Annotated in this window: 15 protein-coding genes; all 15 read left to right on the forward strand. The window is 35.0% G+C overall.

The features are described from left to right. Positions 1-11: 11 nt before the first annotated feature. The 15 genes from SM122_RS00805 (at position 12) to SM122_RS00875 (ending at position 12,600) form a co-directional block, all read left to right on the forward strand. On the forward strand, positions 12-2,963 hold the full coding sequence (locus tag SM122_RS00805) for a type III restriction-modification system endonuclease (protein WP_155169552.1): 2,952 nt from the start codon (positions 12-14) through the stop codon (positions 2,961-2,963). A 16-nt stretch (positions 2,964-2,979) separates the two neighbouring features. Then, on the forward strand, positions 2,980-4,845 hold the full coding sequence (locus SM122_RS00810; protein ID WP_324737707.1) for an AbiA family abortive infection protein: 1,866 nt from the start codon (positions 2,980-2,982) through the stop codon (positions 4,843-4,845). Between the two features lie 143 nt (positions 4,846-4,988). Beyond that, complete coding sequence (locus SM122_RS00815; RefSeq protein ID WP_154358872.1) at positions 4,989-5,291, forward strand: hypothetical protein; 303 nt, start codon at positions 4,989-4,991, stop codon at positions 5,289-5,291. 223 nt (positions 5,292-5,514) lie between these two features. Beyond that, on the forward strand, positions 5,515-5,862 hold the full coding sequence (locus SM122_RS00820) for a TIGR04197 family type VII secretion effector (protein ID WP_324737708.1): 348 nt from the start codon (positions 5,515-5,517) through the stop codon (positions 5,860-5,862). A 2-nt stretch (positions 5,863-5,864) separates the two neighbouring features. Further along, on the forward strand, positions 5,865-6,218 hold the full coding sequence (locus SM122_RS00825; protein WP_324737709.1) for a hypothetical protein: 354 nt from the start codon (positions 5,865-5,867) through the stop codon (positions 6,216-6,218). Beyond that, a complete protein-coding gene (locus tag SM122_RS00830) occupies positions 6,215-8,023 on the forward strand; it encodes a hypothetical protein (RefSeq protein WP_324737710.1) in 1,809 nt (602 codons plus the stop codon). The genes SM122_RS00825 and SM122_RS00830 overlap by 4 nt, the downstream gene beginning before the upstream one ends. Positions 8,024-8,025: 2 nt before the next feature. Beyond that, positions 8,026-8,259 (forward strand): Imm74 family immunity protein, encoded by a 234-nt coding sequence (locus SM122_RS00835; protein ID WP_024056346.1) that lies wholly within the window; start codon positions 8,026-8,028, stop codon positions 8,257-8,259. Positions 8,260-8,561: 302 nt separating this feature from the next. Next, a complete protein-coding gene (locus SM122_RS00840) occupies positions 8,562-8,909 on the forward strand; it encodes a barstar family protein (RefSeq protein WP_003007812.1) in 348 nt (115 codons plus the stop codon). Between the two features lie 87 nt (positions 8,910-8,996). After that, positions 8,997-9,731, forward strand: coding sequence for a hypothetical protein (locus SM122_RS00845; protein WP_129299161.1), 735 nt, complete (start codon positions 8,997-8,999; stop codon positions 9,729-9,731). Positions 9,732-9,742: 11 nt separating this feature from the next. Next, positions 9,743-10,048 carry a PTS family porter gene (locus SM122_RS00850; protein WP_024055942.1) on the forward strand — a complete coding sequence of 102 codons (306 nt, stop codon included), beginning with the start codon at positions 9,743-9,745 and terminating at the stop codon, positions 10,046-10,048. 3 nt (positions 10,049-10,051) lie between these two features. Beyond that, complete coding sequence (locus tag SM122_RS00855) at positions 10,052-10,234, forward strand: hypothetical protein (RefSeq protein ID WP_324737711.1); 183 nt, start codon at positions 10,052-10,054, stop codon at positions 10,232-10,234. Between the two features lie 43 nt (positions 10,235-10,277). After that, the gene (locus SM122_RS00860; RefSeq protein WP_241679651.1) at positions 10,278-10,424 is read left to right on the forward strand and encodes a hypothetical protein; all 147 of its coding nucleotides are present in this window, start codon (positions 10,278-10,280) and stop codon (positions 10,422-10,424) included. A 38-nt stretch (positions 10,425-10,462) separates the two neighbouring features. After that, positions 10,463-10,939: a hypothetical protein gene (locus SM122_RS00865; protein WP_155169563.1), complete on the forward strand. Its 477-nt coding sequence runs from the start codon at positions 10,463-10,465 to the stop codon at positions 10,937-10,939. A gap of 163 nt (positions 10,940-11,102) precedes the next feature. Continuing rightward, entirely contained in the window at positions 11,103-11,477 is a 375-nt protein-coding gene (locus SM122_RS00870; RefSeq protein WP_155169565.1) for a hypothetical protein, read from the forward strand. Positions 11,478-11,562: 85 nt separating this feature from the next. Further along, positions 11,563-12,600: a M42 family metallopeptidase gene (locus SM122_RS00875; protein WP_324737712.1), complete on the forward strand. Its 1,038-nt coding sequence runs from the start codon at positions 11,563-11,565 to the stop codon at positions 12,598-12,600. Positions 12,601-12,699: the final 99 nt, after the last annotated feature.

Genomic DNA, 12,699 nt, shown 5'->3' on the forward strand with positions numbered 1-12,699 from the left:
GGTGCAGATTTTTGGAACTAATACTAGAAAGAGAATTAGACCATCAGCAAAAAGCTGTTGATGCCATAATTTCTGCCCTTGATGGAATCACAATGATAAAACCGCACCTTGCCTACGAAAACCCAACATTTGATAGAAAAGAACTTCGTCTGGTTCACAATTTGATGGAAGTTCAAAAAAATATTCGTGCTGACTATCGAGGATGCAAAGATGATGGAGATTACCTGAACCTTGATATTAAGATGGAAACAGGTACAGGAAAAACCTATGTATATACACAAACAATTTATGAGATGCATAAAAAGTTTGGTTTTAATAAGTTTATTATTGCCGTACCTTCTCTTCCAATTAAGGCAGGTACATCGCAGTTTATTGATGATACCTATGTAAAACATCACTTTTCTGATGCGTGTGGCTATAACTGTGACATCGAATTAAGCGTATTGGAAAGTCCAAAGAAAAAGAAAAAAGGCTTTTTAGCTATGCCTCCTGCTGTACGTGATTTTGTAACAGGCTCATGCCAGAACTCAAACAAGATATATGTATTACTTGTTAATATGCAGTTGCTGACAAATGGTAACATGCTTACTCGATCAGACTACGATTATTTAGTTGAGGGATTTTATAGACCTTTTGATGCATTGAAAGCAACAAAGCCTGTTGTAATTATTGATGAACCACATAGATTTTCTCGTGACCAGAAAGCATATAAAGCAATTGTTGAAGAATTATGTCCACAGATTATTATTCGTTATGGAGCAACCTTCCCGGATACAACTGTTGGCAAAGGAAGAAATAAGGTAACTTTTAAGGACTTTAATAACCTTGTATATGAACTTAATGCTTGTGATTCCTTCAATCTAAATTTGATTAAAGGCATTGCGAAGGAACATTTTGAACCCTTATCAAAAAAGGAAGAAAAGGTTAAATTGTTGTCCGTAGAATCAAAAACTTCTGCTACGTTCCAATTTAAAAAACGTGGAGAGGAAACAAAGACTTATACACTGACACCGGGAGATTCGCTTTCTGTAATAGATTCATCTTTCGAGGGACTTACGATCAGTGCTATTGGAAAAAACTTTATTGAATTGGTAAACGGACAAGTGAAATACCAGGGTGAAGAATTCAACACTGACATTTATTCTTCATCTTACCAAGAGCAAATGCTGAAGTTGGCAATTCAGAGACATTTTGAAACAGAGCGTCAGAATTTCTCCGGTAGAAAGTTCAAAATTAAAACTCTTGCTTTGTTCTTCATTGATGATATAACTTCTTACCGTGATTCAGAAGACGGCAAAGAAGCTTATTTGAAAGTGATGTTTGAAAGATTATTGCTTGAGAAAATTGAAGAATTGTTACAAACACTTCCAGATAGCGAACGGGAATACAAACAATACCTTAAAGCAAGCAAAGTCGATATTTCTGCTTGTCATGCTGGGTATTTTGCACAGGATAATAGTGACTCAGATGAAGCTATTGCAAATGAAGTTGCTGATATCCTTCATAATAAGAAAGGTCTTATTTCTCTCCGTAAAGAAGATGGCTCATTCAACACAAGAAGATTCCTGTTCTCTAAATGGACTTTGAAAGAAGGATGGGACAATCCTAATGTATTCACAATTGCAAAATTACGTTCTAGCGGAAGTGATAATAGCAAACTGCAAGAAGTCGGTCGTGGACTTCGTCTTCCTGTCGATGAAAATGGTAACCGTATCTCTAACGAGGAGTTTAAGCTTAATTATATTGTTGACTTTACTGAAGCTGATTTTGCTGAAAGACTTGTTGATGAAATTAATGGTGAATTACCAGAAACGCTTACTCTATCTCAAGATGCATTGGATAAGGTTGCTAAAGAACGTGACGTTGACCCAGATGATTTGTTCATAGAATTGATGAGTAAAAAATACATTAATCGTAACTATGAGATTCGTATCGAAAACAGAGATGCTTTTTATGCTGATTATCCAGAATTCGCTATGGGTGTAGGTAGCAACAAGGTTACTGATGTCAACAAGAATAAGAAAGAACTAATTCATGTAAGAAAAGCTGTATACTCTGAATTAAAAGAGTTATGGGAACGCATTAACCAGAAATACTATTTATTCTATGATGTAGATTTAACAGATGAAATTCCACAGGCATTACATGACATTTTAAGAAAAGTTGGTACCTTCGGGAACGTAACATTGTATAGCCATAGGGATCAAGTGGCTACAGAAGGAAATGCGATGGTTGTTAGGGAGGATACAGGTGTATCGTATTTGATAAAACGCCCTATTCCTTATAATGAGTTTTTGAAAAGAATCAGCCAACAGACTAGCATTCCTATTACTGAAATTCACAAAGCTATGTGTGAACTTTCTAAGGAGAAGTACATTCCTGAAGAATACATAAACGAGTATTCTGTAGCAAATATTGTATCTGCTTTTACAGATTGGCGTATTGAGAAAATGCAAACTCGTTTTAAGTATAAACGTTCTGCCCAGCCTGTTACTGAAACAGCATTGACCTACAAAGACGGAACACCTAGAGATGTTATTAAACAAGGAAATGTGGGTACGAAATTTGCTGAAGGCACACCTTCTGACAAATATCTTTATGATAAAATTGTATTTGATTCACCTCTTGAGAAGGCAAATATAATGACAGACATTGATGAGGTTGTGGTTTACGGAAAAATACCAAAATCAAGTGTTGCAATTCCTACAATAGTTGGCGAAAACTATAGCCCAGACTTTATGTATGTTGTAAAGCATAAAGACGGAACTAAGGAATTAAATATTGTAGTAGAAACGAAACTGGTAGAAAACAAATCCACACTTCGTGGAATTGAAGATGCTAAAATAAAATGTGCTGAGGCTTTCTTTAAACAGCTCACTATTGATGGATATACTGTTTCATTCCATACACAGTTAAGCAATAAGAAAGTCAAGCAAATTATCGAAGATGTAATTACGGGATAAAGGAGAGATACAAGGTATGTTTGGAATTACATATGATACGTGGAAGCAGACATGCCAAATGTATTTTAAGTTAAGTGAAGGTAGTAAAAAGTCCTATTTGCAGTGGTTTCCTTTTTCGAAAATCACTGCAGATGAGGAAGAATATATTGCTAGTGAAGAGTTCTTTGAAAAATACATAAGAAAAGCTGCATTTGTATTGTTTCCGGAAGCAATGCATCAATCCGAAAACTTTCTTCAAAAGGGAGATGGGAGCTCTAGAGATTCAAGTCTCTTATCTCCAGTTTTGTATTTAGTATTACAAGCTATAGGCAAAGAAATATCTAATCATTATCAGACTGTAAGAAATATGAATATTGATACTTTTTATGCAGGAAACTATGACTATATGCGTGCGAAGTATAAGCAGGATTATGACGAGTTTTACAAGCTGATAAATGCCCACATTTCAGACTGCCAGTATTTTATTAAAACTGATATTACTAACTTCTTCCCGAATATAAACCTCGATATTCTTATTGATCAAATTGACAAAAGAAGTAATTTAGCAGATGTTTGCTTCACTCCTACTCAATTGAAAATGATAAAAGAATTGTTGTTATGTTGCGGAGATGGGAAATTCCCAACAATAGAAAACAGCACTGCGTCTTCATATTTAGCAACAATTGTGTATATGGACGAAATAGATAATCGAATATACCAGTTTATTAAAGAGAAAATAGATTGTATCAGTGATTTCAAAATCATTCGATATGTTGATGATATGTATATTTTGGTAAGTTCTTCCCATGATATTGTTATGTTATATGATGCATACAATCAGATTAGAAACGAGTATTCTTCAATTTTAAAAGAGTACGGATTGTCTCTTAACGCAAAGAAGTGTTGTCTGAAAGCTGCAATAGAAATCAATGATGAACTTAAAAAATCATTATATGATGAATATTTCAATGGTATCCAGCATGATATTGAGGAGTTGTTTGAGGGTAAGTTCCAAGAGTTCCTAGATTCTCTTTTATTAGCACTTAAAACTGATTACATTGATGTTGAACGCTACAATTTGATGATTGAACAGTACTTTAGCAGTGATGATATTGAATTTACACCAACAGAAGTTTATAACCATTATATTTACGAATGCGAGGAAGTAATTCAAGACAGCAAAGTAATATCCACAATATGTAAATTAATTAACACAGATGTTTCTTTCATTAGTATAGATCCAAAACGTTTATCTATAATGATAATGAAGACTCAAAATTCGTCTGCTATAAAAGCATTGCTTAATCAGTTGTTCCAACGTAATCGAAAAGGACTCTGGAATTCATATGACACTACAATTGCTATATCATATTTAATTCAAAGTGAATTCCGACATATTGATTTGCTCGATGCTCTAAATGAGAATAGCACAAATCTTAAGAATTATTACTATTACTGTTGTAAAAATAGCTTTTTATCCACACTTCGTAATAAGAGGATTAATGATTATCTACACATTATTGATAAGGACTGGAAAGCATACTTCCTATATTTCATGTATTGGGTGGAGAAAAAAAGACATAATACACTGGCGGAGTATGCATTTTATAAAAACTACTTTGACCGTTTTACAGCTGATTTAGCATTCTACTATAATTATGAATCTACTTGTAAGAAACCAAACTATAAAGGTTTTTACAAAGAGCAGACATTTAAGACTTTTTATAAAGAGATTGTTGGTGCCGAAGAAATAATCAAGCGTGCGCATGAGTTAAGAAACGCAAATCCAATGTCTCATTCATCAGCAGGATTAATTGATAAATCAACTACATCGAATGATATAAAAAGATGTATTGAAGATTTGAATTCGCTCATTGATAATTATAGAACGATACATTGCTGATAATCTTGCATACCGATTCGGTACTTGAGGTAACAAAGCAAAAAGAAAACGACCACACAGGAGCATTTCTACTCTTGCATGGTCTTTTTTTCTTTTGACCGCTTAAAGGTTGTCAGTTAAACTTGATTTCCATAAATCCCTAACTGAACGATCCTTTAGGTGATTTTTTTATCATTGAGGTTCATACTTTTTACCCTCACATTTATAAAGAATTAGAGGCAGTTGTTACAGGTCAAAAAGAAGTTTCAGACTTTGGCGGTAATATGCTCAATATTGATATAGGTAAAGAAGAAACCGAAGTATACTATCAAATGGATGATGAAAGTCTTGGAGAACCTTGCTTTATCTCAACTGATGAACTATATAAATTAGTTATTGAGTGGAAAGAAATGGAAGAAAGAATGAAAAGAGGGGAAGAAATTTTTCCAGTGACTTTAGAGGATTAATGTTGAAAACCCTCACCCTATAACCCCTCCTCAAGCCATTCCATTTAACACCCTAAGTTTGGTATGAATGTTATCCAGATGGTTACAATGATAGAGAATAAGGAACTCAAGTCAGTTGGCTTGAGTTTTTTTGTGTGGGCGAATGTGTGGGGAATACCACTAACTAGGCTTTTTTATAGCTGTGAAAGATTTTATAATATGAAAAAATTTAAAGGAGAAATGAATGGGAGATAAATACACCGTAAAAAGTAATCTTTCGGTGGCTGCTAAGCATGCTACTGCAATAGGATCTGCCAATAATCATTCAGCTATTACAGTTCAAAGAGATGAACAAACGACAGTTGCTGGTAATAATAGTGCCAAAAATGGTATTAGTCAATTTGAGAATCTTCAGACTCAACTATCGAATCATATTGTGAATATGATTCAAAATATCCATAGCTTAGCCGACCAATTTGAAGATAAGGATGCCATGATTCGTCAAAATTTAAATATTTTGAATACCATTCAGTCTAAGCCATCATTCTCAAATGAGGCGAAATCAAAATACTTAGATGTGTTAGAAGATTAGATATGAGTGCAGAAGAGACATGGAATAAACTCCATGAGAAAGAACGACAACTTTCAGATAAGGAGTGGGACCTATATCAGCGGATAGAAAAATTAGATTCGAAAAAAATGGAAGTAATGGATCAGCTGTTGAATGATTCTCATTGGTTAAATGATCTAGATTTTCTTTTCGAAGGTAGCAGATATCAAAGTCAAATGATGGATGACCAGTTAGAATTCCAGCATCAAGTGAGAATAATGGAATACAGCCTGGATGAAGAATTAGAAAAACTTCGGAAAGAACATAAATCTATTGAAATGAAGTTAGATTCAATTCACCAAGAAAAAAGACGATTAGTGACGGAGGAAATCACATGAGTATAGATATGTATCTAGAATCCGCCAGAAGTCAGGCAACTAGTTTATCTAGTATATCCACCCAGTGCGTGCAACAGAATATGGAATTGATTAAAGTTCTTGAAAATTTTGTCGCTGAAGAAAAGTTAAAAGGGCATGCTTACGACTCAGCAAAGGCGCATATTACAAGTATTGTTATTCCTTTAATTCAAGGAATCGTCTTATACCAAGAATCTCTGGCGGAGGAGTGTCAAAAATTTGTCAGTCAGTATACCTCTGACGTAGATAGTAAAAGTTGGCGTCAAGTGGATCTAGAAGAAAAAATTAGAGAAGCAGATCAAAAGATTTCCAGTCTACGACAGTTAATGGAAACAAAATCGGATAATAAGATTTCAGCTTTTCTAAATCTTTCGGTATCCATAGCCGTATTAGAAGGAGCAAAACAAAAATTACAGAAAATATTAATTAGCCTGCTTACTTTTAATGCAGTATCTCCAACTATCTTTTTAAATTCAGAGCGGTATTTATTGGCCGTTCAAAATGGTTTTGCCCAAGCTGCACAATCATGGGATGCTGCTAGTGGAACCTACTTACCTCCAAGTAGTGGAGTGGATCTATCGTGGAAGCAAACAGTCTCTTTAGGGTGGAAAAAACGTCAAGCAATCCTAAACAAAGTGAAGAATCCTAAGGTTGAAACATTGGAAGACAAACTTTCAAAAATGTCACGTGCAGAACTGGAGGAAGAGTATGGAGATGTGATTCAAGCCTATATAAGATTTACGAATATGGGGCAAGGTGATGCGATCCTTGCCAAATGGGATATGAACGATCTCAAATTGTTATGGAAACGGTATAATGAAGTGAAGGATGATCACTTAGGATTATTACCTTCAGAATTAGCCAAGGTGGACCCGAAATTTAAGAAACGTATCGATGCAATGGATCAAGAAGCGTTAGAAGAGGCCTACCCAGAACTTAAAACATTGATCTCCATGGCTCATGTGAATCCCTATGCACAACTATTTAAATCTGAAACAGAACGCGCTAATTATGATTACCTACTAGATCGCTATTTCCTTTTAGATAGTCAAAAAATGCTTAGTTGGCGAGATCCCACCTTTCAAACTAAATATGATTATTATATAATTGAAGAAGGAATTAATCCTTTTACAGGCAAACCAGCTACACAGGAAGAAATCAATCGTGCAAAAAATATTAAGAAGGTGAGAGGTTTTACTGATACCCTCCAACTAGCAAGTACCTTATATACCGCTTATGTTGGATATAATCAGTACTACAATAAACCCTATACAACTTTCTCGGATGTATATAGTAAGGTAAAAGGGAAGATTCCTGTCTTTAATAGGAAACCAGTAATTCCTGTTTTTTCAAATCGATATTCAAAAATAGATTTTACTCAAACTGACTTTGATGTTGAGTTAATACGAGGTAGATTGGAAACTGATCCAGATACGGCTTTTTTCTGGTCAGGACGAACAGATGGCATTGGAGGAATGGATGTTGCGAAAAAAATAGCAAAAAATAAAGGAGGAGTTACATTAGAATCTACGATTGATGATACGAACATTGTAATGCCTGAATGGGATTTTAATACTCCTTCAAGTGTAACAGCTTGGGAGGAAGCTTCGAATGTTTACGCAGAGCAAGTATCTGGTGAAATAAGAGCTGTAGTTGGTAGCGAACTACGACCAGGAAATATTTGGGAAAACATCGAACTACCAAAATTGAAGGCCAATCCAAATGTTACTAAGGTTACAACAATAGATCCTAAAACAGGGGTAGAAAAAATTATATTCGAGAGGTAGAAATGAAAATTACAGGAACAAGATCAACAATTACTTTTGATTTAGAGAATGGTTTCCTCATAAAAGCACAAGGAGAATTGCTGATCAATAAAAAATTTGTTGTTTATAAAGATAGTATGACACAATGGGAGCCTCCTCATGAGAATCTTCCGATAACTCAAAGAGAAATAGAAAATATTATTAATACAGCTAAAAAAATGGAGAGCAATCAAACTATTCAATTAGACTTTGTATAATTATATTGTATTCTGAGAGAAATAAATCTCTATACAAGTGGTCAGGTTGTCTATCATGGGACCAAACTCCTAGGTGGAAGTGAAGAAGATGCTCAAACTGCAAACTTTATCGGGAACATCGTAGGAGGTTATGTGGCCTCCTCAGCAACCAGCAAGTTTAGTTTGAATCAACCTATTTTTTCAAATCGATATTCAAAAATAGATTTTACTCAAAACAGAAGACCATTATAAAACATTTTAAAAAAATAGAATAGAGGTTTGAAATCCTGAAAAATAGAATTCATTACATTACGAAACTTGAAATGCAAGATCGATTGCCTTTCAGTGGCTTTGTAGCAAATTTTGATGGGAAGCAGATCCAAAACAAAGAAGAACTATTTCGTTTTCTTGAAAAAAATGTCGGACTTCCTGATGCCAATAATTGGTCATCTATTACAGATTGGCTGACAGACTTATCATGGATAAAAGCTGAAGAATACAACTTTATTCTTGAAAATTATGATAGCTTCTTAAAAGATGACTTATCATCTAAAGACTTATTTTTAGAAATTTTGGAAGAAGATATTCTTCCTTGGTGGGAATGCGATGTTGAAAAGCATGTTGTTGGCAGTAAGGTCAAGAGTTTTCAAGTTTACATAGTAGAAAATTAAAAATAGGACAAAGTTTTAAGGAGCTACCTTAAGGTAACCACTTATGTTGGATATAATCAGTACTACAATAAACCCTATACAACGTTCTTGGATGTATATAGTAAGGTAAAAGGGAAAATTCCTGTCTTCAATAGGAAACCAGTAATTCCTGAGGTGAACCTTAAGGTAGATATCAATGGTAAAACTATAACAGAAACCACAAAACCTTATGATCGCGAACATATTTTACGAAATATAGAAGAAAGCAGGCTTGCGAGGGAGAGTTCAGGGTTTAAAGACTTTTCAACCACGAGGCTTCAGCCGGTAGCCAAGCCTCAGCCTGCACCTAAGAATTTAGATGTTGAGGGACCAGTAGTAAATAATATTCAATCTAAATATCCCGATTTGCAAACTTATGAATATAATTCATATACAAATCCTGGTCCACTAAATGATTTAAGAGGTCAGCCTAATGTTAATTTTTATGGGGGACGGTATGATGTTGAAGTTTTGAAGTCTCCTAAAATATTATATCGAGCTGGCGACCAAAGCAATCCGCTAGGGCAATGGTTTACAGAATCAGCCCCACATTCTGAGATAGAAGTTAGAATAAATACGGCAGTAAAACCAATTTGGACAGATCGTTCAGGAAACTACACTGGTAGCTCTCCTTTAAATACAGTTTACGAAATAAAAATACCAGCTGGCACAACAATATACAGAGGACCTGTTGCGAGTCAAGGAGGCATCTATCAAGGTGGTTTGGAATATGAACAAATTTTTATTGAAACTCCGTGGAAAATAGAAGGTGTAGAGGTTATTAGCTCAAAACCATTAAATTAGTGAGGAAAGAAATGAAACGAAAAGAATTATTAGATAATATCAAATTAATATTACCACTATTAAATCAATACAATGATGGGACAATTCATGTACAAATTTCATTTTTACAAGGATTAGAATGTGCATTGGAAAATGGTGACTCACTCCCTACAATAAGAGAAATTAAAGATATCCTTTATCCTCCAAGAGGAGGTCTATCAGACTTTTCTGTTTGGAAGAATGATTATTTGGAACGACTAAAAATTAATGAAGAAATTGAAGCCTACAATAATAGATTATGGGAGCTTTTAAATCAAATAGAAAACTTGGAATCATAGTAAATGCATCAAATTTTAAAATTAGAAGCATTTCATCAATCTCATACAAGAATTCCAAGCGGAAATGAAGATTCTGCTTTTGATGGTTTTTGGAAACCAGGAGGACAGACCTTCCCAGGAAATATGCCAGAAGCAATTCCCATTAGAACTATTTCAATTATTAAAGTCTGGGGAAAAAACACTTAAAGAAATTCATTTCAAGCTAAAAAAAGACTGTTGGCCACCGAACGTGACACAAGAAGAAGCTAATAAAAATTTCTTTAGGCAATTTCCAGAAGCTTTAAGAGGAAATCCTAAAGCACAAGGCTTATTCACAAAGTCTGAACTGGAAGAAATATTACCCGAAGGGGCTGAAATTCTAGCGAGCAAAGATTAAAATAACTCTTTATATCTATGTTGGAGTTGAAACAAATAATGAATTTTAGAACAAAAATTTTAGAAGCTATTAAAGTGGGGGAAGTTGAAGATATTTTACGTGGAAAGCAAAAGTATCGAATTGAACCTCCAACTTTTGTTCCAGATGTTTTCCCTACAGATATTAATCAGGTACTGTTTGAATATTTATATAAACAAAGTGATATTAAAAATATCCGATCATCATTAGAGAATGCTTTAATTAAATTGACAAAGAGTTCTGCTACAGATTTGTACATTTCAATATTATTTTTCGACTCAATACTATTTATGGAAGATAAAAGTATTGCTACCTTTAAAATTGATACTTCAAAATTAGTAGCTGAAATAGCATCTGGAATACAAAAATTTCGGGAAGAGTTAACGGAAAAAATTACTTTTGATAATGGATTAACAAAAAAAGAACCTATGAATGTAGTTATTCGTTTCAATCAGCGTTATAAAAATAAATATAATTTTTCAATTCTTGATAATTAAAAAGGAATTTTAGTCAAATAGTACGAATGCGAATTTATTTCCAAATATCTACGTAATAAACAATAAATAAGATTGTTGAAGGAAATGAGTAATGGGGAGTTTTGAAAAGTAAAAATTTGAATCTATAGCTAACGATTACTAATTTAGATAAAGGTGCTTATAAATGAAACGAAACTATATTGTAAAAGTAAATAACAATAGTCAGAAATTTTTGCTAGTAGAATTCGATAGCTCTAGTTGTCAATCTCTGTCAAACTTTTTAAATTCTGAGGTTCATAATTTTTATCCTCATATTTATAAAGAATTAGAGGCAGTTGTTACTGGGCAAAAAGAAGCGTCTTATTTTGATGGTAATTTGTTGGGGATCGAAATTGGAAAAGAAATAACAGAAGTTTACTTTCAATTTGAGGAAGAAATATTAGGTGAACCATATTTTATTTCAACTGATGAGCTATATAAATTAGTGATTGAGTGGAAAGAAATGGAAGATAAAATGTACAGGGGGGAAGATATTTTTCCAGTGACCATAGAGGATTAATGTTGAATAGTCCACCCTGTAACCTATCCTCTAGCTATTCCACCTATTTCATGCTAGAATAAAGAAAAACACATTTGGAGGTATTATGAATCAGACAGTGACTTATTTGCAGGAATTGACAGCCATTCCTTCACCGACCGGTTTTACACGTGAGATCGCAGACTATTTGGTCAAAACCATTGAAGACTTTGGGTACGAAGTAACTCGAACTGCTAAGGGTGGCGTGAATGTGACCGTTCCTGGTGTGATCACAGACAAGCAACGCTATGTCACAGCCCATGTGGATACCTTGGGAGCTATTGTCCGCGCTGTGAAAGCAGATGGCCGCCTCAAGTTGGACCGTATCGGTGGTTTCCCTTGGAATATGATTGAAGGGGAAAATTGTACAGTCCATGTAGCCAATACAGGAAAGACCCATTCGGGGACAATTTTGGTCCACCAGACTTCTTGCCATGTCTACAAGGATGCGGGAACTGTCGAGCGGACCCAGGACAATATGGAAGTCCGTTTGGATGAAAAAGTGACCAATGAGAAAGAAACCCGTGCCCTTGGTATTGAAGTGGGGGACTTTGTCAGCTTTGACCCCCGGACTATTGTGACAGATACTGGCTTTATTAAATCTCGTCACTTAGATGACAAGGTGAGTGCGGCGATTCTCTTGAATCTTCTGCGCGTGTACAAGGAAGAGCAGATCCAATTGCCAGTAACGACCACCTTTGCCTTTTCAGTCTTTGAAGAAGTGGGGCATGGGGCTAATTCTAGTATTCCAGCTGAAGTAGTCGAATACTTGGCAGTGGACATGGGAGCTATGGGAGATGACCAAGCGACGGATGAATACACGGTATCCATCTGTGTCAAAGACGCTTCTGGACCGTATCACTACGAATTCCGTCAGCATTTGGTAGCCTTGGCAAAAGCCCAAGAAATCCCTTGTAAGTTGGATATCTATCCTTTCTATGGATCAGATGCCTCTGCAGCTATGAGCGCAGGAGCAGAAGTCAAACACGCTCTTCTCGGGGCAGGAATCGAATCTAGCCACTCATATGAGCGGACCCACTTGGATTCTGTAGTCGCAACAGAGCGCATGGTCGATGCCTACCTCAAGAGCGACTTAGTAGATTAAAAATTGGAACTACTCTCCGGAGTAGTTTTTTATAAACTAAAATTTTCTGAAAATTCCTTTTCTTCTGAAAATCTTTGTGGTATAATCTTAAAATAAACT

Origin of the sequence: Streptococcus gingivalis, from assembly GCF_035544715.1 — a bacterium.
GTDB lineage: Bacteria > Bacillota > Bacilli > Lactobacillales > Streptococcaceae > Streptococcus > Streptococcus gingivalis.

Coding starts and splice junctions, on each gene's coding strand:
- SM122_RS00835 (WP_024056346.1), top strand. CDS start 8,026: ATGAAAATTACAGGAACAAGATCAACAATTACTTTTGATTTAGAGAAT.
- SM122_RS00820 (WP_324737708.1), top strand. CDS start 5,515: ATGGGAGATAAATACACCGTAAAAAGTAATCTTTCGGTGGCTGCTAAG.
- SM122_RS00870 (WP_155169565.1), top strand. CDS start 11,103: ATGAAACGAAACTATATTGTAAAAGTAAATAACAATAGTCAGAAATTT.
- SM122_RS00850 (WP_024055942.1), top strand. CDS start 9,743: ATGAAACGAAAAGAATTATTAGATAATATCAAATTAATATTACCACTA.
- SM122_RS00865 (WP_155169563.1), top strand. CDS start 10,463: ATGAATTTTAGAACAAAAATTTTAGAAGCTATTAAAGTGGGGGAAGTT.
- SM122_RS00840 (WP_003007812.1), top strand. CDS start 8,562: ATGCAAGATCGATTGCCTTTCAGTGGCTTTGTAGCAAATTTTGATGGG.
- SM122_RS00810 (WP_324737707.1), top strand. CDS start 2,980: ATGTTTGGAATTACATATGATACGTGGAAGCAGACATGCCAAATGTAT.
- SM122_RS00830 (WP_324737710.1), top strand. CDS start 6,215: ATGAGTATAGATATGTATCTAGAATCCGCCAGAAGTCAGGCAACTAGT.
- SM122_RS00875 (WP_324737712.1), top strand. CDS start 11,563: ATGAATCAGACAGTGACTTATTTGCAGGAATTGACAGCCATTCCTTCA.
- SM122_RS00825 (WP_324737709.1), top strand. CDS start 5,865: ATGAGTGCAGAAGAGACATGGAATAAACTCCATGAGAAAGAACGACAA.
- SM122_RS00855 (WP_324737711.1), top strand. CDS start 10,052: ATGCATCAAATTTTAAAATTAGAAGCATTTCATCAATCTCATACAAGA.